At 60.4% G+C, this 22,493-nt stretch carries 25 protein-coding genes; 14 read left to right on the forward strand and 11 right to left on the reverse strand.

The window, feature by feature from the left end:
• Positions 1–24: 24 nt before the first annotated feature.
• Together JTP94_RS09150 and JTP94_RS09155 are read right to left on the reverse strand one after the other, a co-directional pair.
• Positions 25–513: a GNAT family N-acetyltransferase gene (locus tag JTP94_RS09150; protein ID WP_204850197.1), complete on the reverse strand. Its 489-nt coding sequence runs from the start codon at positions 511–513 to the stop codon at positions 25–27.
• A 200-nt stretch (positions 514–713) separates the two neighbouring features.
• On the reverse strand, positions 714–1,127 hold the full coding sequence (locus JTP94_RS09155) for a helix-turn-helix domain-containing protein (RefSeq protein WP_204850198.1): 414 nt from the start codon (positions 1,125–1,127) through the stop codon (positions 714–716).
• A gap of 129 nt (positions 1,128–1,256) precedes the next feature.
• Here JTP94_RS09155 and dmeR point away from each other — a divergent pair, with 129 nt between their 5' ends.
• The 3 genes from dmeR to bla all read left to right on the forward strand — a co-directional run bounded on the left by dmeR (position 1,257) and on the right by bla (position 3,592).
• Positions 1,257–1,529: a Ni(II)/Co(II)-sensing transcriptional repressor DmeR gene (dmeR, locus tag JTP94_RS09160; RefSeq protein WP_034508000.1), complete on the forward strand. Its 273-nt coding sequence runs from the start codon at positions 1,257–1,259 to the stop codon at positions 1,527–1,529.
• Between the two features lie 37 nt (positions 1,530–1,566).
• Positions 1,567–2,508, forward strand: coding sequence for a CDF family Co(II)/Ni(II) efflux transporter DmeF (gene dmeF, locus JTP94_RS09165; protein WP_204850199.1), 942 nt, complete (start codon positions 1,567–1,569; stop codon positions 2,506–2,508).
• 85 nt (positions 2,509–2,593) lie between these two features.
• Complete coding sequence (gene bla, locus JTP94_RS09170; protein ID WP_204850200.1) at positions 2,594–3,592, forward strand: class A beta-lactamase; 999 nt, start codon at positions 2,594–2,596, stop codon at positions 3,590–3,592.
• 84 nt (positions 3,593–3,676) lie between these two features.
• On the opposite strand, the gene JTP94_RS09175 is transcribed toward bla, so the two are convergent.
• From JTP94_RS09175 to JTP94_RS09190, 4 genes are all read right to left on the reverse strand, one after another.
• Positions 3,677–4,201, reverse strand: a complete 525-nt coding sequence (locus JTP94_RS09175) for a hypothetical protein (RefSeq protein ID WP_204850201.1) — start codon at positions 4,199–4,201, stop codon at positions 3,677–3,679.
• A 71-nt stretch (positions 4,202–4,272) separates the two neighbouring features.
• Entirely contained in the window at positions 4,273–5,778 is a 1,506-nt protein-coding gene (locus tag JTP94_RS09180) for a YdiU family protein (protein WP_204850292.1), read from the reverse strand.
• A gap of 71 nt (positions 5,779–5,849) precedes the next feature.
• On the reverse strand, positions 5,850–6,377 hold the full coding sequence (locus JTP94_RS09185; RefSeq protein WP_204850202.1) for a DUF1697 domain-containing protein: 528 nt from the start codon (positions 6,375–6,377) through the stop codon (positions 5,850–5,852).
• Between the two features lie 21 nt (positions 6,378–6,398).
• Entirely contained in the window at positions 6,399–8,492 is a 2,094-nt protein-coding gene (locus JTP94_RS09190; RefSeq protein ID WP_204850203.1) for a S9 family peptidase, read from the reverse strand.
• A gap of 287 nt (positions 8,493–8,779) precedes the next feature.
• Between JTP94_RS09190 and JTP94_RS09195 the strand changes: the two genes are divergently transcribed.
• Entirely contained in the window at positions 8,780–9,169 is a 390-nt protein-coding gene (locus JTP94_RS09195; RefSeq protein ID WP_034507986.1) for a DUF930 domain-containing protein, read from the forward strand.
• Between the two features lie 37 nt (positions 9,170–9,206).
• On the opposite strand, the gene JTP94_RS09200 is transcribed toward JTP94_RS09195, so the two are convergent.
• On the reverse strand, positions 9,207–9,539 hold the full coding sequence (locus JTP94_RS09200) for a chaperone modulator CbpM (protein WP_034507985.1): 333 nt from the start codon (positions 9,537–9,539) through the stop codon (positions 9,207–9,209).
• A 3-nt stretch (positions 9,540–9,542) separates the two neighbouring features.
• Positions 9,543–10,454 (reverse strand): DnaJ C-terminal domain-containing protein, encoded by a 912-nt coding sequence (locus JTP94_RS09205; RefSeq protein WP_204850204.1) that lies wholly within the window; start codon positions 10,452–10,454, stop codon positions 9,543–9,545.
• A 319-nt stretch (positions 10,455–10,773) separates the two neighbouring features.
• Here JTP94_RS09205 and JTP94_RS09210 point away from each other — a divergent pair, with 319 nt between their 5' ends.
• Positions 10,774–11,520, forward strand: coding sequence for a polysaccharide deacetylase family protein (locus JTP94_RS09210; RefSeq protein WP_409456598.1), 747 nt, complete (start codon positions 10,774–10,776; stop codon positions 11,518–11,520).
• A 21-nt stretch (positions 11,521–11,541) separates the two neighbouring features.
• On the opposite strand, the gene JTP94_RS09215 is transcribed toward JTP94_RS09210, so the two are convergent.
• Both JTP94_RS09215 and JTP94_RS09220 read right to left on the reverse strand, forming a co-directional pair.
• Complete coding sequence (locus JTP94_RS09215) at positions 11,542–12,711, reverse strand: AI-2E family transporter (RefSeq protein WP_204850206.1); 1,170 nt, start codon at positions 12,709–12,711, stop codon at positions 11,542–11,544.
• A 100-nt stretch (positions 12,712–12,811) separates the two neighbouring features.
• The gene (locus JTP94_RS09220; protein WP_204850207.1) at positions 12,812–13,678 is read right to left on the reverse strand and encodes a VOC family protein; all 867 of its coding nucleotides are present in this window, start codon (positions 13,676–13,678) and stop codon (positions 12,812–12,814) included.
• Between the two features lie 311 nt (positions 13,679–13,989).
• On the opposite strand from JTP94_RS09220, the gene trhA reads away from it, so the two are divergent.
• Positions 13,990–14,658, forward strand: a complete 669-nt coding sequence (gene trhA / locus JTP94_RS09225; RefSeq protein ID WP_204850208.1) for a PAQR family membrane homeostasis protein TrhA — start codon at positions 13,990–13,992, stop codon at positions 14,656–14,658.
• Here the strand turns inward: trhA and JTP94_RS09230 are convergent.
• Entirely contained in the window at positions 14,633–15,148 is a 516-nt protein-coding gene (locus tag JTP94_RS09230; protein ID WP_204850209.1) for a hypothetical protein, read from the reverse strand. The genes trhA and JTP94_RS09230 overlap by 26 nt on opposite strands.
• Positions 15,149–15,529: 381 nt before the next feature.
• Between JTP94_RS09230 and JTP94_RS09235 the strand changes: the two genes are divergently transcribed.
• The 8 genes from JTP94_RS09235 (at position 15,530) to JTP94_RS09270 (ending at position 22,434) form a co-directional block, all read left to right on the forward strand.
• On the forward strand, positions 15,530–17,905 hold the full coding sequence (locus JTP94_RS09235; protein WP_204850210.1) for a putative monovalent cation/H+ antiporter subunit A: 2,376 nt from the start codon (positions 15,530–15,532) through the stop codon (positions 17,903–17,905).
• On the forward strand, positions 17,902–18,321 hold the full coding sequence (locus tag JTP94_RS09240) for a Na+/H+ antiporter subunit B (protein ID WP_092572868.1): 420 nt from the start codon (positions 17,902–17,904) through the stop codon (positions 18,319–18,321). Before JTP94_RS09235 ends, JTP94_RS09240 begins: the two co-directional genes overlap by 4 nt.
• Complete coding sequence (locus JTP94_RS09245) at positions 18,321–18,698, forward strand: Na+/H+ antiporter subunit C (protein WP_204850211.1); 378 nt, start codon at positions 18,321–18,323, stop codon at positions 18,696–18,698. Before JTP94_RS09240 ends, JTP94_RS09245 begins: the two co-directional genes overlap by 1 nt.
• 4 nt (positions 18,699–18,702) lie before the next feature.
• On the forward strand, positions 18,703–20,268 hold the full coding sequence (locus JTP94_RS09250) for a Na+/H+ antiporter subunit D (protein ID WP_204850212.1): 1,566 nt from the start codon (positions 18,703–18,705) through the stop codon (positions 20,266–20,268).
• Positions 20,265–20,738: a Na+/H+ antiporter subunit E gene (locus JTP94_RS09255; RefSeq protein ID WP_204850213.1), complete on the forward strand. Its 474-nt coding sequence runs from the start codon at positions 20,265–20,267 to the stop codon at positions 20,736–20,738. The genes JTP94_RS09250 and JTP94_RS09255 overlap by 4 nt, the downstream gene beginning before the upstream one ends.
• Positions 20,735–21,112, forward strand: a complete 378-nt coding sequence (locus tag JTP94_RS09260) for a cation:proton antiporter (RefSeq protein WP_204850214.1) — start codon at positions 20,735–20,737, stop codon at positions 21,110–21,112. Before JTP94_RS09255 ends, JTP94_RS09260 begins: the two co-directional genes overlap by 4 nt.
• Positions 21,112–21,474, forward strand: a complete 363-nt coding sequence (gene mnhG / locus JTP94_RS09265; RefSeq protein ID WP_204850215.1) for a monovalent cation/H(+) antiporter subunit G — start codon at positions 21,112–21,114, stop codon at positions 21,472–21,474. The genes JTP94_RS09260 and mnhG overlap by 1 nt, the downstream gene beginning before the upstream one ends.
• 528 nt (positions 21,475–22,002) lie before the next feature.
• On the forward strand, positions 22,003–22,434 hold the full coding sequence (locus JTP94_RS09270; protein ID WP_034507962.1) for a MucR family transcriptional regulator: 432 nt from the start codon (positions 22,003–22,005) through the stop codon (positions 22,432–22,434).
• Positions 22,435–22,493 lie beyond the last annotated feature (59 nt).

Consider the following 22,493-nt stretch of genomic DNA (forward strand, 5'->3'; position numbering starts at 1 on the left):
GGCGATCCCGGGTAAAGGCCGGCATCAGGCCAGTGCCTGCAGGTAGCGCATGCCGGTGACCGGGCGCGCCTTGAAATCCATATTTTCGTAGAAGCGATGGGCCTGGACGTTACCGGTCGCGGCTCCCACAGAAAGGAAGCTGCAGCCGGACTTGCGGGCCACTTCACGGGCGCGGTCGACGAGATGCTGCCCGATCCCATGGCCGCGATGGCCGTCACGCACGAAGAGATGATGCAGGTCCATGCCCCGCTGTCCTTCCTGCGCCTTGTAGAGCGGCACGAGGATGGCGTAGCCGATCAGCCCGTTCTCGCCTTCAGCCACCAGCGCCGTGATCCACGGCATCGGGCCGAAAAGATCGCGCTCGAGCTGCTCGGGGGTCGCGCCGGAAGGGTCGCCGTGATGGGCTGCCAGCAGCCGGATCATGTCGTTCAGCTCCGGCAGGTCGCGTGGGTGCGCATTGCGGATGGTCAGAACCGGTGGGCGTAGAAGTGAGATGTCGCTATCGTCTAGCATGGCATTTGCGTCCTTGTTTTTTCAATGAGCCGTCAGGACGCTGCCGATACAACAAAGCCGCCTGACGGCGGCTTGTTGACAAAATGATCTGTCTTGGCCGCCCTTTACAGGTACAGCCAAAAATACGAGCGATTGTGGAGCGCGTGCTTGATCATGGGCGCATAGATGATCCGGTTCAGCGTATTTGTCAATGGGGCGCCTCAATGCTCCGCTTCGCATAGTCCGTGGTCCGACAGTGCCCGGATCACATAGCAGTCTTCGATGCTGTGGCCATCGCAATGCGACACGATACGCTCGAGCTCGTGCTCCAGCCTCTTCAGCTGCGCGATCTTGACGCGCACATCGTCCAGATGTTCGCGGGCGATGCGGTCGGCACCCACGCAGGGGCGGTCCGGATGCTGGCTGAGCGAGATCAGCTCCTTGATCGCGTCGATCGTCAGACCGAGGTCTCGGCCATGGCGAATGAACGCCAGACGCTCCAGATCGGCCTTGGAATAGCGCCGCTGGTTGCCCTCGCTGCGGTCGGGTTCCGATATCAATCCCATCTGCTCGTAATAGCGGATGGTCGGCACTTTGACGCCGGTACGCTTGGACAAGTCGCCGATCGACAACATTTCTTACCCTCCGATACCTCTAGTCTCTAGAGCAATATATATGCGGCTACTCATGAGATTTGCAAGGGGCGGGCTTCCATTGCGGCGTTAATAATAGTATACCCCTCTATATTATATATCGAGGTCTAGATGTCCCATACCATTCGCCAGCAAGCCAAGCTCCTGTCTCGCATTCGCCGCCTCAAGGGGCAGATGGAAGCGGTCGAGCGAGCGCTTGAGGCCGAGCGGCCGTGCGGGGAGGTGCTGCAGCTCCTAGCCTCCATCCGCGGCGCCCTGACGGGACTGACCGGCGAAATTTTGGAAGATCATCTGCACGAGCACGTGCTCAATGCCGAGAACGAGCAGGCCCGCCGTCAGGCGGTCGATGAAATGTCCGATGTGCTGAAGACCTATCTGCGCTGATCAGAGGCTTCGGGACGTTCAACAGGAGAATGATGTCATGAGTATTTCCTCCGATGCTGGCCACAGCCACGTCTTTCTCGGCTCGGATCATCAACGCAACGAGCGTCGCATCTGGCTCGTCATCGCGCTGACGGCCGTCATGATGGTCGTCGAGATCGCTGCGGGCAGCCTCTATGGATCCATGGCGCTGATGGCCGATGGCTGGCATATGTCGACGCATGCCAGCGCCATGCTGATTTCGGCGCTTGCCTATCTCTATGCACGCCGGCATGCGCATAATGCCCGCTTCACCTTCGGCACGGGCAAGCTCGGCGATCTCGCAGGCTTCGCCAGCGCCATCGTGCTTGCGCTGATCGCGCTGCTGATGGGTTGGGAGAGCCTGCTGCGGCTCTTCAATCCGGTGGCCATCAATTTCCGCGAGGCGATCGCCATCGCCGCGGTCGGCCTCGTTGTCAATATCGTCAGCGCATGGCTTCTGCGCGACGATCACGATCATCACCATGGCCACTCCCATGACCATCATCACGACCACGATCACGCCCATGGCGGCAAGGACAACAATCTGCGCTCGGCCTATATCCATGTGATCGCCGATGCGATGACATCCGTTTTGGCCATCATTGCCTTGTCACTCGGCAGCCGGTTCGGCTGGACCTTCCTCGATCCGCTGATGGGTATCGTCGGTGGCCTGGTGATCCTGCAATGGTCGTGGAGCCTGCTGCGCGCATCCGGCGCCATTCTGCTCGATTTCATTCCGGCCGGCGAGGACCTGCCGGACGAGATTCGCGAGGCGATCGAAACGGGCGAGGATCGCATCACCGATCTTCATGTCTGGCAGGTTGGGCCTGGACATCACGCGGCGATCGTCGCGGTGGCAACGCCCGTGTCGCGCGATCCGGCCTTCTACAAGGCTCGACTTGCCGATATTCATGAGCTTTCCCACGTTACCGTCGAAGTGACTGTCGACAAGGCGGCATAGAATCCGGTAGCAATCGGGCCGGTCAGAGGCTTGCCATATTCCTCGCATAGCCCAAAATCTGCCCGATTCCGCTGGAGGCTTTCGCATGCCCATATTGCTTACCCGCCGCCGCCTCGTGGCAGGCTCGGCGCTGTTGCTGCCCGCACTGACATTCGGTCCGAATGTGCTCTTCGCCCAGGATGCCGGCACCTCGCCACAGGCGCCCGCCGCTCAGGACAATCCCGCGACGCCGGACAGCGGGCAGGGCATGGACAGTGACAGCGGGGCGCAGGACAATTCGCAGCTGACTGATGATGTCGACAAGCAGCTGGCGGATCTGGAAAAGAAGACCGGCGGCCGGCTCGGCGTCTCCGTGCTGGATACGGAAACCAACATTTCCCTCGGCCATCGCGAGGAAGAGCGGTTTCCCCTGTGCAGCACCTACAAGGCGCTTGCCGTCGGCTTCGTGCTGGCGCGGGTCGATCAGGGTGTCGAAAAGCTCGACCGTCGTGTCACCTACGGCAAGGACGCCGTGGTGACCTATTCGCCGGAAACCGAAAAGCATGCCGGCACCGACGGCATGACCATCGCCGAACTCTGCGGCGCCGCCGTCATGTTGAGCGACAACACCGCCGGCAATCTGCTGCTCCAGAGCTTCGGTGGTCCCGCGGCGCTGACATCCTGGCTGCGCACCACCGGCGACACGGAAACCCGCCTCGACCGCAATGAGCCCGATGTCAATCAGGCGATCAAGGACGATCCGCGCGACACGACGACGCCGGATGCTATGCTGGATACCATCGGGCTCCTGACGCTCGGCAATACGCTGTCGGAAACATCGCGCGATCAATTGATCAACTGGTTGGTCGGCAACACCACCGGCGATAATCGTCTGCGCGCCGGCTTGCCGAAGGAGTGGAAGGTCGGTGACAAGACCGGCACCGGCAACAACGGCTCCTTTGCCGATATCGCCGTCATCTGGCCGCCGGATCGCGGCCCGATCCTGGTCACGACTTTCGTCGCCGAGGGGACTGCGCCTGCGAAGGATATCGAGGCCGTCTTCGCCGACGTCGGCAAGATCGTCACCGGAATGGTGGGGCAATAGCAGGAAATACCCCAGACAAAACAAGACGATACGATCGTGATGTGAATCAGGATCCTATCGTCTTCATGTGGTTTCGCAACATGTTCAGGCGATGGACAATGCGGCGGCTGCGCTGTCCGTTTCCTTGTCTGCGTCATTCTCGTCGGTGCCGAGCTTCTGCTTGATCTCGGCGGCGATCTGGTCGTTGATGGCCTTCTGCTCATCGGAAGGCAGGGCCTTGAAGGAATCTTCCGTCAGATTGTTCTCTTCCAGATATTGCGCCCGGATCTTGTCCGCCGGCGACATGTTCGCCCATTTGGCAAATTCGTCCAGAATGTCCTGGCTGGATTGATCGCTCGATGACGTCGAGCTGCTGTCGCTCGCTGTGCCGGCGCTGTCTTCCTCGGTGGCGTCATCGGTCGCCGAGGACGTCGTCGAACCGATCTGGCTGAGCCAGAAGCCGGATGAAATGGAGGAGGGGACGCCGCTGGATGCGACGGACGGTGCCTGCGTTTCCTGCTCGCTGCTATCGTCGGGCAAGGTAAAGGGTGAGCTGCTGTCGGAGTCCGCATCCTGCTGGCTGCGTATCGGGGTGCTGAAATAATTCTGGGTGCTATGATGCACTTTCATCGTCATATCTCCCTATGGGTTGACGGGACGATGACTCCGCAAGCCTGTCCGGAGCTTATGCGCCGGGCCTCTCAGGTGCCGCAGAAGGTCTGCAGCACCCGTTCCGCCGGCAAGGGCGGCTCGGCGTAGGGCGCAAAGGCAGGCTGGTCCTCATAGGGTTTAGCGAGCACCGTCAGCAGCGCTTCGAACAGGGAGAAATCGTCGTCCTCAACCGCCGCCTGGATCGCCTGCTCGATTCGGTGGTTGCGCGGAATGAAGGCCGGATTGACCTTTCGCATCGCTTGGCCGCGCGCTGCTGCCGTCCGGGGATCGCGGCCGAGCCGCTCTCGCCAGCGTTGAAGCCACGGCGCGATGGATTGCGGATCCTGGAAGGTGGCGGCGAAATCCGTGACATCTTCATCCGCGACAAGGGCCGCAAGGCGGCGGAAAGCGAGCGTGAAATCCGCGCTCTGCTGTTGCATGGTCGCCAGCAGCGACTGGATCAATTCGAGATCGCCATCTTCCTCGTTTGCCAGGCCGATCTTGGCGCGCATGCCGGAGAGCCAATAGGCCTGGAAGCGCTCGCCATAGGCTTTGATAATGGTATTCGCCAGGTCGATCGCCGTATCGACGGACGGGTCGATCAGCGGGATCAGCGTTTCGCCGAGGCGTGCGAGGTTCCACTGGCCGATTGCCGGCTGGTTGGTATAGGCATAGCGGCCGTTGCGGTCGATCGAGGAAAAGACGGTTGCCGGATCGTAGGCATCCATGAAGGCGCATGGGCCGAAATCGATTGTCTCGCCTGAAACGGTCATATTGTCGGTGTTCATGACGCCATGAATGAAGCCGACATGCAGCCAGCGAGCGATCAGTGCCGCCTGCCGCTCGGTCACAGCTTCCAGCAGAGCGAGATAAGGGTTCGTTCGGTCCCTGATCTCCGGATAATGCCGGGCAATGACATGATCCGCCAGTGTCCGCACGCTGTCCGTATCGCCGCGCGCAGCGAAGAACTGGAAGGTGCCGACACGGATATGGCTTGCCGCGATACGCGTGAAGATCGCGCCGGGCAGTACCTCCTCGCGGTAGACCGGCTCTCCCGTGGTGACCGCCGCAAGCGCCCGAGTCGTCGGAATGCCGAGGGCATGCATGGCTTCACTGACGATATATTCGCGCAGAACAGGGCCAAGCGCCGCACGGCCATCACCGCGCCGCGAAAACGGCGTCGGGCCAGAACCCTTGAGCTGAATGTCGCGACGTCTGCCGTTGCGATCCTTCACTTCGCCGAGAAGGATCGCGCGGCCGTCGCCGAGCTGCGGCACGAAATTGCCGAACTGGTGGCCGGCATAGGCCATGGCGATCGGCTGCGACCCCGGCAGAAGTTCGTTTCCGGAAAAGATCGCCGCGCCATCGCGTTCGAGCGCATCCGCGTCTAGCCCAAGTTCCCGTGCCAGCGCCTCGTTGAACTTGATCAGCCTTGGCGCGGCAACAGGTGTCGGCGCCTGATCCGCGAAAAACTGTGGCGGCAGGCGCGCATAGCTGTTGTCGAACGGAATCGGCAGGGCCTGATGTGCCCGTATTTCGGAAAGGGGAGAGCTCATACCTCTAAAGTAGGGCCAGGGAGCAGGAGGCGCAAGACACTGGTCGCAATCGACCGCACGCCATCTCGTCGTCAACCTTTGTCTTCTTCAAGCTCCCGCGCCATGTCAGCCAGTTTCTTCACCGTGTTGAGATTTCTCGATGTTCCTGCCTTGAGCGCAGGCAGCTTCAGCTTCGAACGTCCCGAGCCGTCGGGGTAGTGGACATAGATCTCCTTGCCGGCGACCTGCACCTCTTCGCCACCTGGGGCGACGAGCTTGTCCAGAGCATCCTTCGGTGCTGTCTCCGGAAGGAAGGTGACGAGCAAATAGTTCGGCTTGGCGTGCGGGAAGGGCGAACCTTCTGCAGCGGCCTCCAGTGCCTGCCGACTGCGCAGGATCACGCCGGGCGATTTGCCCATCTTGCGTTCCAGCGCCTCCTCTAGGCTTGCCTGCACCTTGGCCTCATCGTCTTCGGAGCGAAAGAGCACATTGCCGCTCTGGATATAGGTCTTGACGTCCCGAAAGCCGGCTTCTTCGCACAGCGCCTTCAGGTCCACCATCGACAATGTGCCGGTGCCGCCGACATTGACGGCACGCAGCAGGGCGACAAAGACGGTCATCCTTTCCTCCCGGGCTTCTGCCTACATCTTGCCGGCGACCTTGATGGCGAAGGAATATTCGAACGCCACTTCCTCCAGGCGCTGGAAACGGCCGGAGGCGCCGCCGTGGCCGGCATCCATGTTCGTCTTCAAGAGGATCGGCGCTTCGCCCGTCGTCTTGTCGCGCAGCCTGGCGACCCACTTTGCCGGCTCCCAATAGGTGACGCGGGGGTCGGTGAGGCCCCCGAGAGCAAGGAGGGGCGGATACGGCTTTTCCCCGACATTGTCGTAGGGACTATAGGCGGCAATCTGCTCGTACTCTTCTTTGCTGTCGATAGGGTTGCCCCATTCGGGCCATTCCGGCGGCGTCAACGGCAAGGTGTCGTCGAGCATGGTGTTGAGCACGTCGACGAAGGGGACGGCGGCGATGAGCCCGGCGAATTTCTCAGGCGCCATGTTGGCGACCGCACCCATGAGCATGCCGCCGGCCGATCCGCCTTCGGCGATGATCTTCGCGTAAGAGGTGAACTTCTGCTCATTCAAATAGTCGGCCGCGGCGATGAAATCCTTGAACGTATTGGTCTTCTTCGCCATCTTGCCGTCTTCGTACCAGGCAAAGCCCTTGTCCTTGCCGCCGCGGATATGGGCGATGGCATAGACGAAGCCACGATCCGCGAGCGACAGGCAATTGGTGTTGAAACCGGCCGGAATGGCAATGCCATAGGCGCCGTAGCCATAGAGCAGGCAGGGTGCTGAGCCGTCGAGCGGCGTATCCTTGCGATAAAGCAGTGTCACCGGCACCGTTTCGCCGTCCCAGGCGGGCGCGAAGACGCGGCGGGTGACGTAATCGGCCGGATTGTGGCCCGAGGGAACCTCCTGCGTCTTCAGCAGGGTGCGCTCGCGCGTCACCATGTTGTAGTCGTAGAGCTGGCTCGGCGTCGTCATCGAGGAATAGGAGAAGCGGATGACATCCGTATCGTATTCCGCGGCCCCCTGCAGGCCGAGCGAATAGGCTTCCTCCTCGAAGGCGATGGAATGTTCCTCGCCGCTGCGGCGGTCGCGAATGATGATGCGCGGCAGGCCGTCCTTGCGCTCCAGCCAGATGAGATGGCGGGCATAGGCCATGTGGTTGAGGATCAGCGTGCCCGACTTGTGGGCCACCACTTCGCGCCAGTTTTCCTTGCCCGGTCTGTCGGCCGGCGTCTCCATGATCTTGAAATCCTTGGCATCGCCGTCATTGGTGAGGACGTAGAAAACGTCTCCGCCTTCCGTCATCTCATATTCGATCCCCGTCTCGCGCTCCGCCACCAGCTTCGGCTCTGCGTTGAGGTCCGAGGTCGGGATGATGCGGTATTCGCTGGTCTCGTGGTCGTGGATGTCGATGAAGATGTAATCGTCGAGCAGAGAGCCGCCGACGCCCATGAAGAAGCCCGCGTCTTCCTCTTCATAGACGAGCCGGTCGTCGGATTGCGGCGTGCCGACGATGTGATGGAAGATCTTCGAAGGGCGATGGTTCTCGTCCTGCAGCGTGTAGAAGAAGCTCTTGCCGTCGGGCGCCCAGACGCCGCCGCCGCCGGTGTTCTCGAGCACGTCGGCAAGGTCCTCGCCGGTCTCGAGATCGCGGACCTTCAGCGTGAAATATTCAGAGCCCTTGTCGTCATAGCCCCAGATGCCGCGGCTATGGTCGGTAGAGTGATCGAGGCCGGAAAGGCGGAAATAGGACTTTCCTTCATTCTCCTTGTCGCCGTTCAACAAAAGCTTGCGGTCGCCGCCGTCGCGGGTCTCGCGGAAATAATGCGGCTGCTCGCCGCCGGTGACGAAGAGCGTGCCATAGGAATAGGGACCGTCCTTGACCGGCACGGAACTGTCATCCTCCTTGATGCGGCCCTTCATCTCGCCGAAGAGAACCTTCTGCAGCTCCTTTGTGTCGGCCATCGCGGCATTCATGTAGGCGTTTTCTGCTTCGAGATGCGCGCGGATTTCCGGGGCCAGGATCGAGGGATCCTTGAACATCGCCTGCCAATTGTCGGCGCGCAGCCATGCATAGTCGTCGCTGCGGCTGATGCCATGACGCGTATCCGTAATGGGCTTTTTCGGGGCGGCAGGCGGGGTGGGGAGGTTCTTGAAAACTGACACGGGAGCGCTTTCTCTGGTGTGAAAGTCGGATACGAGGAGAAGAGAGAAATAGAGGGCGGCTGCATGAGGTTCAATAGGCAAGTATCCCCTCAAGTTTCATGCAAGTCGCCGATATTAGTCTCTATCGAACAGGTGGCTTGTGGGAAACCCGATTGGGGGGCTGCCTTGATGAGACCACATTCTTTACCGAAGTCGGCATACAATGCGTCGACATAAGGGCGGTTGAACCGCCTTCCCCGCTGGAGCGGACGCAATCAAATTCAGAACAATGCAAGGGACCGGTCATCATGCTGAAACTCTTTGCCATCCTTATTCCTTTGGCTTCTTTCGCTAACTCTGCCTTCGCTGTTGACGCGACCATGAAGAAGGAGTTGGAAAAGCTTGATCCCTCCGAGCGGATGGAGCAGGCATGCGACGCGGAGGCCATGAAGCGGATTGGCACGGAAAAGACGGGTTTCAAGCCGGACAAGGTGATCGCCTACACGTTCGGTGATCCCGCCATGAACCCGGATTCGATGAATGCGCCCGGAGCTGTCTTCCGCAGCAAGGGCGACTGGTATCATCTCTCGTATAACTGCGTCACCGGCCCGCAGCACATTCATGTTCGGGACCTGAGCTACCAGATCGGCGATAAGGTGCCGCGCGACAGCTGGCAGCAGCACTATCTTTACGACTAGGCGCCTGCAGCCTTTCCATGACGTGCTTGGAAAGGCTCTATCTCCGCTTTTGCACTTCCACGCGCGTGAGCTCCGACAGGATGTGCTCCTGCACATCGGAAGGCTGGCGACGGACGGCATCCGTCAGGTCGCGCAGCGTTGCCCGGAGGCTGTGAAGCTGATCCACCAGATCCATGACGACATCGACACCGGGTTCGTTGAGGCCCATGGCATTGCTTAGGTCGAGAATAAGCTGGCCGCGCGCGATGTCGGCCTCGCGGAAATTCCGGCCCTGATCCGTGATTTCCGGTACCAGCCAACCTTGCGAGATCCAGACTTCCAGCACCGTGGTCTCGATTTCGAGGTGCAGTCGAAACTCGTTCTCTTTCATCGCTTATTCTCCCATGTTCTTTCTGGGATCTTGCGTCTTGCCGGCCTCCCATTCGGAGACGAAACGCGTGAGCTCGGAATCTGACGCATCCGGAAGGACGACCTTCAAGGAGACATAGGCGTCGCCGTTCTCCTTGCCGCGTACCGGTGCGCCCTTGCCTTTCAGCCGCAGCACCTTGCCGGTATTGGAGTTCGGCTGCAGCGTCACGGTGACGGCGCCAGCCGGCGTGGGGACCCGGATCTTGCCGCCGAGCACCGCCTCGGTCAGCGAAATCGGCAGTTCCAGCCGGATGTCGTCTCCGTCGCGGGTGTAGAACCGGTGCGGGCGCACATGCACCGCAATCAGCGCATCTCCAGGCTTGCCGCCGTTAAAGCCGGGATCGCCCTTGCCCTTCAGGCGCAGCGTCTGTCCGTCGCGGGTGCCCGGCGGTATCTGGACGTCGAGGGCCGGCCCCTCGGGCAAGCTGATCTGCTTCTTCGCGCCGTTGATGGCATCAAGAAAGTCGACCTCCATGGAATAGTGACGATCTTGACCCTGCATTTGGGATTGGCCTCGGCTGCGCCGCGAGAAGAAGTTGGAAAACATGTCGTCGGCATCGCCGAAATCGGCAAATCCGCTGGCATTTTGATAGGGACCGCGCTGGCCTTCATTGGCAGCATAGTCGCGGTAATAGCTGCGCGGCGGCTTCTCGGCACCGCTGCTGTCGATCTCGCCGCGGTCGAAACGCGCGCGCTTCTCCTCATCGCCGACAATGCCATAGGCTGCCGAGACCTCCTTGAACTTGTCCTCGGCTTGTTTGTCGCCGGGGTTGAGGTCGGGGTGCAGCTTCTTGGCAAGCTTGCGATAGGCGCTTTGAATATCCTTTTGCGGGGCGTCCCGTTTTACGCCCAGAACTTCATAGGGATCGCGACTCATGCATGTCTCTCTTTGGGAGCACGGAAAAATACGCAGATAATGCTGCAGCGGCCTCATATCAATCGTAGCATAGACGCGGCCAGGTTGAAGCCCGGACCTCGATGCTTTGCAGGTCACGGCATTTGTGATGCGAAGTGGGCACGTTTGCCGTCCGCTTGCCATATTTCCGGCGTGTTGCCGGATGAAGGCGAACGTCACGGCGGAAAACCTATGGCAATCACATGCCTCTTCCGCCAGATTTCATTTGCTCGATCCGCTCGGTGGCTGCCCAATGAACCGTTTTTTGTTGACGTCCGCATTCCTTGTCACCGTCGCTCCGATGGCCTTGGCTGCTCAGCCGACGCAACAGCCCGCCGGCTGGCCTGAGCTACCGCCCAAGGCTCCTGCCTCGAATGTCAAGCTCGTCGAGCCGCATCTGCACGTCAATCGAGCAGGCAAGGGCGCGCCGCGCATCGCGCTGACGTTCGATGCCTGCATGGGCAAGACCGATCCGCGCATTCTCAGCACCCTGGTCGACCAGCATATTCCGGCGACCATCTTCGTCACCGCGCGCTGGCTGCGCACCAACCCCGATTCGCTTGCCGTCTTCCTGGCCCATCCCGATCTTTTCGAGCTGGAAAATCACGGGCAGAACCATATTCCGGCCGTCGATGTTCCGACCAAGGTCTACGGCATCCCCGCTGCCGGTTCGCCGCAGGCGGTGGCGCAGGAAGTGAAGGGCGGAGCCGACGCCATGATTACGGCCGGCATTCAGCAGCCGCACTGGTTCCGCGGCGCGACCGCGAAATACACACCTACGGCCATCATGGAGATTCGCGGCATGGGCTATCGCATCGCCGGATATTCCGTGAACGGTGACAGCGGCTCGCTGCTGCCGGCCAAGATGGTGGAAAAGCAATATGCCTCCGCCAAGGATGGCGATGTCATCATTTCCCACATCAACCAGCCGACGCATGCGGCGGGAGAGGGCGTGGCGGCAAGCATCCTGGCGCTGAAGGCCAAGGGCGTGCAGTTCGTCCGCCTGCAGGATATCCCCGAAAAGGGTGACGACGGCACGACGAACTGATGGCGTAAGCCTCGGTTTGTCTCAGCCTGGCAATTGCGGCTGGGACTTTTCCTCGATGAAGAGTTCGTCGACGACGGTCATGACGATCAACGATAGCGGCAGCGCCAGCATGGCGCCGATGGCCCCCCACATCCATGTCCAGAAGATAATGGCGAGGAAGACGACAAAGGGGTTGAGCTCCCATTGGCGGCCCATGACCGCGGGAAACACCAGGTTCTCCACCGCAAGATGCACGGCGAAGAAGGCAACCGCCGGCGCAAGAGCGAAGATGATGTCCGATTGCGTGATGATGCCGGCGATCGCCAGCGCAATCGTCATCGTCGTGACGCCGAGGAAAGGGATGAAACTCGACAGGAAGGCAAACACGCCCCAGAGCACCGGCACGCTCATGCCGCCGACATAGGCGATAATAGTCATGGCAACACCGATGCCGGCATAGATCAGCGAGGCCGTGGCGAAATAATAGCCGAGCACCCGCTCCACCGCATTGATGATGCGGATTGCCGTCAGCCTCGACGCCCTGTTGGAAAAGGTCATGATGATCGTTTTGCGCAGGGTGACCCGGCCGGCGAGAAACAACAGGAGCGCAGCAAAGAAGATCAGTATTTGAACGATGGCCGGTGTGAGATTGCTGGAGAGAAGATGCAGGACATTGCCGCTGTTTTCCAGCAGCGTGCTGATGGACATCGGACCGCTCTGAAAGGTCTCCGGAGAAATATGCAGCCATTTGAAGCGGTCGAGATAGGGCATCAGCCTATCGGAGGTTCGCTGAAAGAAATCGGGGGCCTCCTGAGCCAGCGTTGCCAGCGGCCCGGCGAGCGCGTTGACGACGAGGACGATGGCCAGCGCCACCGCCGACGACAGGAGAACTGCGTTGAGGACACGGGGCACGCCGAGCCTGCTCAGTTTCTCCGCCGCGAGACCAAGGATCATGCCGACCACGACGGCGAGCGTCACCGGAATGAGGATCATCGACATCATATAGACGCCTGCGAGCGCCAGGATGAGGAAGATGCCTATGGTCGCCCATGAGGCGGCGACATGAAGTTTGCCATTTGTTGGATAATCCACCAGTTCGGCAGCGTCGGCTTCGTTGCCATATCCCTGGGATGGGTCGCGCCCCGCGCCGGAGCCGCTTTCCTGCGCCGCCGCTCCGCCTGCCTGCCTGCCGGCGATTTTATCGATCTCCATCCCATCAAATCCCCGTAGGCACGATCGCCTTACCACTCAAACGCGAAAGGCCCGCTCCGGTTCCGGAACGGGCCTTGTCGTGCTTGGTGAGCCGGGCAAATTACGCGACCAAGTTCAGCCCGATGCCCCAGGGATCCCGAAGCGAAACGCCGCCGTCGCGTTTCTCGGTCTTGATCTCGTGCTGGTCGAGAGCGGCGACAGCCTTATCGAGCGAGGCCTTGTCGTTGAAGCGCAGGGTGTAGTCCGAAAGGCCGGTCATATGTTCGGAGCGAACGCCCGCGCCGCGGCTGTTCCAGGTGTTGGCGCCGAGATGATGGTGGTAGCCGCCGGTCGCAAGGAAGGTCGCACCGGGATAGCGCGCGGCCATGACCTTCATGCCGAGAACGTCGCGATAGAAGGCGTTCGCCTCCGCGACGTCGCCGACCTGCAGGTGGATGTGGCCGATGGCGGAACCTGCCGCCATACCATCCCAGCGGTCCTGTGGAGCGCTTTCATAGAGCTGCTGCAAGTCGAGCCGGAGTGTTGCCATTTCGACCGTGCCGTCGCTGTGGAACGTCCACTGCTCGTGCGGCCGATCGGCATAGATCTCTATGCCGTTGCCTTCCGGGTCCGACAGATAGATGGCTTCGCTGACGATGTGGTCGGACGCGCCTTCGAGCACGACGTTGTTGTGCGCGGCATGACGAAGCCAGCGGGCGAGTTCGGCACGGCTGGGCATCAGGAAGGCGGTGTGAAACAGGCCAGCCGCCGTTTGCGGCGCGCGCACGGCGGCGCGATCCGTGGTCAGGGTCAGGAGAGGTTGGCCGGCAACACCCAGGACTTCGCCACTCGCCGTCTTCTCGATCACCTTCAGGCCGAGCATGTCCTGATAGAAACGCGACACCAGCGGCAGGTCGGTGACCACGAGATGCGATTGGCCGACATAGGCAGGGCGCGTCAGTGCATAGGAGGGGGCGGTTTCGGTCATGGGTTATTCCAACCTCGATGTTCTGGAAAGGGCAACCGGCGTGGACGGCAGGAAACCGTCAGCGGTGGGCGGGAGATTTTTCGCCGGTTGATATGCCTCTTCGATGTCCTCTGGCCCACTGTACTTACCATCCTATATGGCGGATTTCGATTGTTCACAGAAGGCCAGAAATTGCGGATTGAGCGTTCGCTCACTGTTGACGAGATGCTCCATGCGTTCACGAAGATTTATTGAGATGCCCGTTTGGTGCGGTTGCTTCCACTTCGGTGAGGTGCAAGGATCGGGCTGTTACGGAATTGGAACGCGAACAGATGGCCGAATATAGAGGCATTCGCTGGGCTTACGATCGATATGAAGTGATCGCCGACAGCATTGTCAACGGCGTCGGTGTGGTCTTTGCGCTGATCGGCGCAACCGTGCTGATCTTCTACGCGACCGTCTGGAGCTCCCATGGTGAGATCGCTGCCGCCTGGATCTATAGCCTCGGCCTCGTGCTGACATTGGGGATGTCCTTCGCCTACAATGTCTGGCCCGTATCGCGGACCAAATGGTTCCTGCGGCGTTTCGATCATTCCTTCATCTATGTGCTGATTGCCGCCACCTATACACCCTTTCTCGAACGCGGCGCGGAGGATCCGCTGCTGCTTGCCATGCTGATCGCAGTCTGGGCTTTCGCGGCCTTCGGCATCGTGCTGAAATGCTTCTTTCCGGGGCGTTACGATCGGCTGGCGATCCTGCTTTATCTCGCCATGGGCTGGAGCGGCGTGATCGTGGCCAAGCCGGTCTCGACCTATATCCCGTTTCCTTCGATGCTCCTCATCGTCATCGGCGGGGTGATCTACTCGCTCGGCGTCATCTTTCACGTCTGGGAAAAGCTGCGCTTCCAGAACGCCATCTGGCATGGCTTTGTCATTGCCGCCGCCGCCGTGCACTATTCGGCGGTGCTGACATGCTTCAGCCTGTCACCGGAAAACTTTTGACGACCTGGGCCGTCGGCGTGCATTTCTTCGTGGGGTGCAGGCTCCGCGCCAGGCGCATGACCATGGCGTCGTAGCGCTGCATGTCCGCCTTCGAATAATCCATCTGGAAAAAGGCCGCTCCGCCGTTGCAGAGGGCTACGCCGCGCACATAGACGATGCGACCCTGCTTCGTGCCGGAGAAGCTGATGCCGCGCGAGTTCGATTTGGAGTAGGAAATCTTCCAGCCTTGATCCTTGGCGAGCGCCACGCGCACATTCGCTTCCGTCGAGAAGTCGCCATTGGGGATGATGGTGCTGAAAACCTGCAGCATGGCAGATCGATCCGCCGGCGACAGGGAAAGGCGGTTGGCATCGTCTGATGGCGCCGAGAGATGGAATTCCGACGGCAACTCGATCGCATAGCCGAAGCCCGTATTGTCATAGGACCACCAGTCGGCGGCAAAGGCCGACGCAGGGGAAAGAAGCAGAAGGGCGGTCAGGCGCGCAAGCATTGCGGTTTCCGGGAGGCTGGATCTGCAAACCGATCAAGAATAGCGCATTTTTCAGCAGAAATTCCATAGCGATTCTAAGAATAAGAGTAAATTAGCTTAAATTCGTTACGGCTTCATTGCGAGCCATGCACGTTTAGCGGCTTATTCGGCACTGCAGCCATTTGTGCCGGACTTCTAAGTCGTGAAGCGGTGAAACGATCGCCATCGGAGACATGGTGCGCATCCCTCAACCTTATAGGCTGTTCCTGTCTAAAGCCGATTTCAGTGGTTTAATCCCGGTTTTATTCCCGCAGGACTTGAGACGGTCTCGCCTTTCGCCTATCCCTGCAACCTAGCTCCGGCCTTGCCGGATTCCGCATTGGTGTTCAGCAGGGAGAGGACATGGCCGGTTTCGCGGGCCTGACATTCCTGGCTCTATGTCTGCCCTTTTTCGGTGCGCTGATCGCGCCCGTCATCGTTCGGCGGTTTGGTCACCATGCGGCTTGGCCGTTGGCGCTGCTTCCTGCGCTGGCCTTTCTTCATTTTACGAGGTTTCTCCCCGACATTGCCTCAGGACAGGTCATCCGGGACGGTTTCGATTGGGTGCCGAGCCTCGGTTTGCGCTTTTCATGGCTGCTCGATGGCCTGTCGCTGACCTTCGCCTTGCTCATCACCGGCATCGGCACGCTGATCGTTCTCTATTCAGGTGGTTATCTCAAGGGGCATGCTGATCTCGGGCGCTTCTTCTCCTTCATCTTCCTGTTCATGGGCTCTATGCTCGGGCTTGTCGTTTCGGATAGTTTCCTCACCTTGTTCGTCTTCTGGGAATTGACCTCCATCACCTCCTTCCTGCTGATCGGGTTCGACCATCAGCGGGAGGCGTCGCGCCGGGCGGCGCTGCAGGCACTGGTGGTCACCGGCGGCGGAGGGCTGCTGTTGCTCGCGGGCCTGCTGCTGATCTGGCAGATCACCGGCATCGCCGCCATGTCCGACCTGCTGAAAGCCGGCGATACACTGCGCGCAAGCCCGCTCTATCTTGCAGCCCTGATCCTGGTGCTCGGCGGCGCCTTCACCAAATCGGCGCAGTTTCCGTTTCATTTCTGGCTGCCGAACGCCATGGAAGCGCCGACACCCGTATCGGCCTATCTGCACTCCGCCACCATGGTGAAGGCGGGCGTCTATCTGCTGATGCGGCTCAATCCGGCCATGGGTGGGACGATGGCCTGGCAGACGATCCTCCCGGTTTTCGGCGCTGCGACGCTGCTGGTCGGAACCTTGCTCGCCATACGGCAGACCGATCTGAAGCTGAAGCTCGCCTATACGACGGTTTCCTCGCTTGGACTGCTGGTATTGCTCACCGGCTTCGGCACGGACTATGCCATCGAAGCCGCCGTGCTCTATCTGGTGGCGCATTCGCTGTTCAAGGGCGCTCTGTTCATGATCGCCGGCATCGTCGACCACGAGACGGGAACGCGAGATATCACGCGCCTGGGCGGTCTGCGCTCCGCTATGCCGCTGACCTTCGCCGCCGCCTTGATCGCCGCCATCTCGATGGGCGGCCTGCCGCCCGCCTTCGGGTTCCTCGCCAAGGAGGAGATCTATGCGGCATTGGCGCAAGCTTCGCCGGGCGCGATCATTCTGACGATCGTCGCCGTTGCCGGCAACGCGCTGATGTTTGCCATCGCCTTTGCCGTGGCGCTGAAGCCCTTCCTGGGACCGATGACCGAGACGCCGCAGCATCCGCATGAAGCACCTCCATTGCTCTGGCTCGGACCGGTAGTGCTTGCCTTGCTCGGTCTCGCTTCGGCTCTGCTCTCGGGTCTATGGCATGCCTATGTCTCGTCACCGATGGCCAGTGCCGTCAGCGGCAAGGGATTGCAGATCTCGGTCTCGCTCATCCCGCATGTCGGTCTGCCCCTGGCACTCTCGGTCGTGACCGTTCTTCTCGGCATCCTTGTCTATTGGAAGCTCGATCGCGCCCGCTTTCTCATGTCGGTCGTCTTACGGGCTCTCGGCCCGGGGCCGGATCGCGGCTTCGATGGCTTCATTTCCGGCCTGGTGCGGTTGTCGCACGTCATCTCTCGCTTCTTGCAGCCCGGCCGCCTGGAAATCTATGTCACCGTAACCTTTGCCTGCCTTGCAGCCACGCTGTTGATCCCGCTCGTCATCCATGGCGAACTGCCGGCAATCCCCGCATGGCCGAATTTGCAGTGGCATGAGGCGACGATCTTCCTCATCGCCGTTATCGGGCTTGCTGCTGTCGTCCTTGCGCGCGACCGGCTGACCGCCATCGTTTCGCTCGGCATTCAGGGTTTTGCCGTGGCCGTCATCTTCCTGCTGTTCGGCGCGCCGGACCTGTCGTTCACGCAGTTCATGGTCGAGACCCTTTCCGTCGTGATCCTTGCCATGGTGATGACGCGGTTGCGTCTGTCTTCCTCCGATCGCCGTCCACCGTTGAAAATGGTCGCCCATGCCGCGCTTGCGATTGCTTGCGGTGTCGGCTTCGGCCTCCTGTTGCTGAAGGCGACGCAGACACCCTTCGACCTGACGCTGACGGCCTTCTTCAATCATTATTCGAAGCTGATTGCCCATGGCGACAATGTCGTCAATGTGATCATCGTCGATTTCCGCGGCACGGACACGCTCGGCGAGATCGCCGTTGTGGCCATTACCGGGCTTGCGATCTTGGCGCTGATCCGCATCCGGGCAGGCGGCGAACGTAAGCTTGCGGCCAACGATCCTGATCTGGAGGAAAAGTTGGAGGCTGGGCGTTCATGAACACGCTGATCTTCCGCACCGCCGCGCCGTTTCTCACGGCACTGATGCTGCTCTTTTCCGTTTTTGTCCTGCTGCGCGGCCATAACGAGCCCGGCGGCGGCTTCATCGGCGGCCTGATCGCCGCCTCTGCCCTGGCGATCTATGGCATTGCCTGCGGCGTGACGGCGGTGCGGCGCGCGATCATGTTTCATCCGCTGGCGATTGCCGGCTTCGGCCTGCTGGCGGCGACCGTCGCCGGTTTCCTGTCCGTCTTCTCCGGTGTGCCGTTCATGACCGGGCTGTGGATCTATCCGCATCTGTTCGGCGTCGAAGTGCCGCTTTCCACTGTCATGCTCTTCGATATTGGCGTCTATCTGGTCGTCGTCGGTGCCATCACCTCGATCGCGCTCGCGCTCGAAGAGCGGGAGGTGGATTGATGGAGGTCGTCTTCTCCGCTTTGGTCGGCCTGTTCTTTGCGGCCGCAATCTATCTGATGCTGTCGAAATTCTCGATCCGCATCATGCTCGGCATCGCGATCCTGGGCAATGCCGTCAACCTCTTGCTCTTTACCGCCGGCCGGGTAACCCCCGACGTGCCGCCCATCATCCCGCGAGGTGCGACTACGCTCGATCTGGCTGCTGCCAACCCGCTGCCGCAGGCGCTAATCCTGACGGCGATCGTCATCTCATTTTCGTTTCTCGCCTTTCTGCTTGTCCTGACCTACCGAGCCTATCAGGACCTCAAGACGGACAATACCGGCGAGATGCTGGTGGCCGAACCGGACGAGCGGCCGCTGCCGCCTTTGGGGTACTAGCGATATGGCAGGACCAGCCGACGCCGCTGTCGATCTCTCCGCCGCGCTGGTGGCGGCGCCGGTGCCGCTCGGGCATTGGCTGGTGATCCTGCCGGTGGCGCTGTGCATCAGCCTTGGTGCGATACTTCTGATGTTGCGCAACCGCACCGAATGGCACGCCTGGATCGCCATTCCCGGCCTAGTGCTGCTGGTGCTGGTGGATGCCGCCTTGCTTTACAGGGTCGCCAGCGATGGGCCGGTGACGATGGTGATGGGCCGATGGCTGCCGCCGTTCGGCATCGCCTTCAGCGTCGATCTTCTCGGCGCGATCATGGCCCTGACGGCGGCGGTCGTCGCGCTCGCGGGCGGCATCTATTCGCTCGGCGAGATTGTCACCAGCGGGCGCCGCTACGGCTTTTTCCCATTCCTGCTGCTGCTGCTTGCCGGCGTCAGCGGCGCTTTCCTGACCGGCGACGTCTTCAATCTCTACGTCTGGTTCGAGGTGCTGCTGATTTCGTCTTTCGGCCTGCTGATCCTCGGCTCGGAGCGGGAGCAGATCGACGGCGCGTTGAAATATGCCGTCCTGAACCTCATCGCCACCACGCTGTTTCTGGTGTCCGTCGGCTATCTCTATGCCATCTTCGGCACGCTCAACATGGCCGACATCGCGATGAAGGCGAGGGCCGGCGACAACACCGCGCCGTTGATGACGCTGGCTGGCCTGTTCCTGCTCGCCTTCGGCATGAAGGCGGCTGCCTTCCCCGTCAATTTCTGGCTTCCCGCCTCCTATCATACGCCGCGCATCACCGTTTCGGCGCTGTTCGCCGGCCTGCTCACCAAGGTCGGCGTCTATGCTCTCATCAGAGTTCTCGTCATGTTGCTGCCGGTTGAGCGCGCCGAGCTCGGCCCGGTCATCACCGTTGTTGCCATCGCGACGATGCTTGTCGGGGTGCTGGGTGCGCTCGGCGAAAATGATATTCGGCGCATGCTTGGCTACATGGTCATATCGGGCATCGGCACGATGCTGGCGGGCGTGGCACTCGGCAGCGCCGATGGTCTCAGCGGGACGATCTTCTACGCGCTGCACTCGATGGTGCTGATGACGGCACTCTACCTGCTGGCAGGCCAGGTTGCCCGGCTCGGCGGCAGCTTTTCCCTGACTTCGCTCGGTGGGCTTTACCGGCGGAGCGGTTGGTTCGCCGGCCTTTCGCTGGTGCTGTTCTTCGCCGTCAGCGGCCTGCCGCCTTTTTCCGGCTTCTGGCCCAAGGTCGTCCTGGTGAAGGCGGCGCTTGCAACTGGCGCCTGGTGGCTGGCGGCCGCGATCCTGCTGGTCGGTTTCCTCACGACGATCGCCTTCGGCCGGGTCTTCCTGCTGGCGTACTGGCGCCCGGGAAGTGAGGGAGGCGCTGTGGCCGTGGAGCCGATCAGATGGCAGGCCGGTCTGCCGCTTCTCGCGCTTGCCGCGCTGGTCGTCGGTTTCGGCCTTTTCCCAGAGCGCCTTTTGCATTTGACGCAGCGCGCCGCGGCAGGCCTTGAAGAGCCATCCGCCTATCTGCACTCTGTCTTTCCTGCTGCGGGGGGCGTGCAATGATCCTGTTCGTCTTCAACCTGCTGCTTGCCATCGTCTGGGCCGCCGTCACCGGCAGCGCCTCCTTCATGAATTTGGTGTTCGGCTTTCTACTCGCGGCTGTTGTGCTTGGGATCGTGCGGTCATCCTATGGCGGCGTCCTTTACCTCGGTCGCGTTCGCCGAATACTCGCGCTGTTGCTATTGTTCCTGTGTGAGCTTGCCAAATCCGCCTGGGCCGTCGCCGTGGCTGTCATGAGCCCGAGGATGGATGTGAAGCCGGGGATTTTCGCCTTTCCATTAACCGTCGACCGCGATTTCGAAATCACGCTGCTTGCCAATCTCATCACGTTGACACCGGGCACCCTTTCCGTCGATGTTTCCGATGACCGGAAGATCCTCTACGTGCATGCGCTCGACTGTTCCGATCCGGACGCCATCAGGCGGAGCATTGCCGAGGGCTTCGAGCGTCGGATCATGGAGGCTTTCCGATGATCGCCGCATCCATCGTTTCGGCCGCCGCTATGATAGCGCTCGGCATTCTGAGCATCGCCTTTTTGCTGACCGTCTATCGCGTGGTTGCCGGCCCGACATTGCCGGATCGGGTTCTGGCGCTCGACATGCTGGTGGCGGTCGCCATCGGCTTCATCGCCGTCATCGCCATCAAGACCGGCTTCACGCTCTATATCGATATTGCCATTTCGCTTGGCCTTGTCGGTTTTCTTGCTACCGTTGCCTTTGCCCGTTTCATCCTCACGCACGGGCAGTCCAAGGCACCGGAGCAACCTCACGTGGCGCGGGACAGTGGCAACGCGCAGCAGGGCAAGAAAACCCGCAAGAATAGTCGGCGGCAGAAGGGAGGGCGCTAGTGGAGTTGTTCTGGGCTGTCATTGTTGCTGCTCTGCTGTTGACAGGCGCATTATTCTCGCTGGTCGCAGCGATCGGCATCGTTCGTCTACCCGATCTCTACAGCCGCATGCATGCCGCTTCGAAGGCCGGAACTGTTGGTTCCGGTCTTTTACTACTTGCAGTCGGTATTCATTCGCAGGACTTATCGATATTGGCCCGAGCCTTGGCAGGTTTCGTCTTCTTCGTGCTGACTGCGCCGATTTCGGCGCATCTTCTTGCACGCGCGGCACATAAGGCCGGCCATCGGTTGACGTTGCCCTCGGTGCGAGACGAACTGTTGACGGGACAAATGCCGAAGCGCCTGTCCAAAACAAGGGGCTAACAAACGCAAAGATTGTCGGAAAAGCAATACATGTTCGCCTCTTTAGTTATCTATTTTTAATAGATGAGATTTTTGAGAAGAAATGATGGGATTAAAAACTGGACATTTGGGTAAAGAGTGCTAATTCAGATTCAAGTAGAGTTTTGATGTTGAGTTAGTCTCGGCCGGGTGTAAGTTCTCGATGCTTTGATCTTTCTTTGGAGCAAAGCTGAACAAAGCTTTCTTCCGGTTAACGATTGGGGATCATTTTCCGTAATCACTAATTCTGACATCAGACGGTATAGAAGCGGTTTTCGTCGCATGAGGTCTAGGGGTGGATTTCACGCGATAAGAAACGTGGCGTAAAGCACCGCTTTTTGCTGGAGGCTGCTACGAATGCGGGCAATACGTTTGCGCGGATTGCCCGGCGCAACGAGACTTGGAATCGACATGATTTCCGGGGCTCCGCGCGGATCATACAGCAATGCTGTGCCTTGCGCGCTCAATGGAGGCGCGGCCAGCAGGCAAGCCGATGAACAGGAGAACAAAATGACAGATACGGCCCTTGGCAATGGGCACGAGTTACTGGTTGAGCTGACAGCCGATATAGTCGCGGCTTATGTCAGCAACCATGTCGTCCCGGTCAGCGACCTTCCGAATCTGATTTCCGACGTACATTCCGCCTTGAGCAGCACCTCGGCTCCGGCTCCTGCCGTTACCGTGGTTGAAAAGCAGAAGCCGGCCGTATCCGTTCGCAAATCTGTACAGGATGATCAAATCACTTGTTTGGAATGCGGCGGCAGCTTCAAGTCGCTGAAGCGTCACCTGATGACCCATCATGGTCTCTCGCCTGAAGAATATCGCGAGAAATGGGATCTGGCGGCAGACTACCCGATGGTGGCGCCAGCCTACGCGGAAGCACGTTCACGGCTTGCGAAGGAAATGGGTCTCGGCCAGCGTCGCAAGCGCGGCACTCGTTAAGCGCCCGGGAGCGATTTCAGGAAAAGTGCGTAGTGGTTTTCCGTCCGGAATTGCGCAAG

It is taken from the genome of Martinezella lusitana (genome assembly GCF_016901135.1).
Lineage (GTDB): Bacteria > Pseudomonadota > Alphaproteobacteria > Rhizobiales > Rhizobiaceae > Rhizobium > Rhizobium lusitanum_D.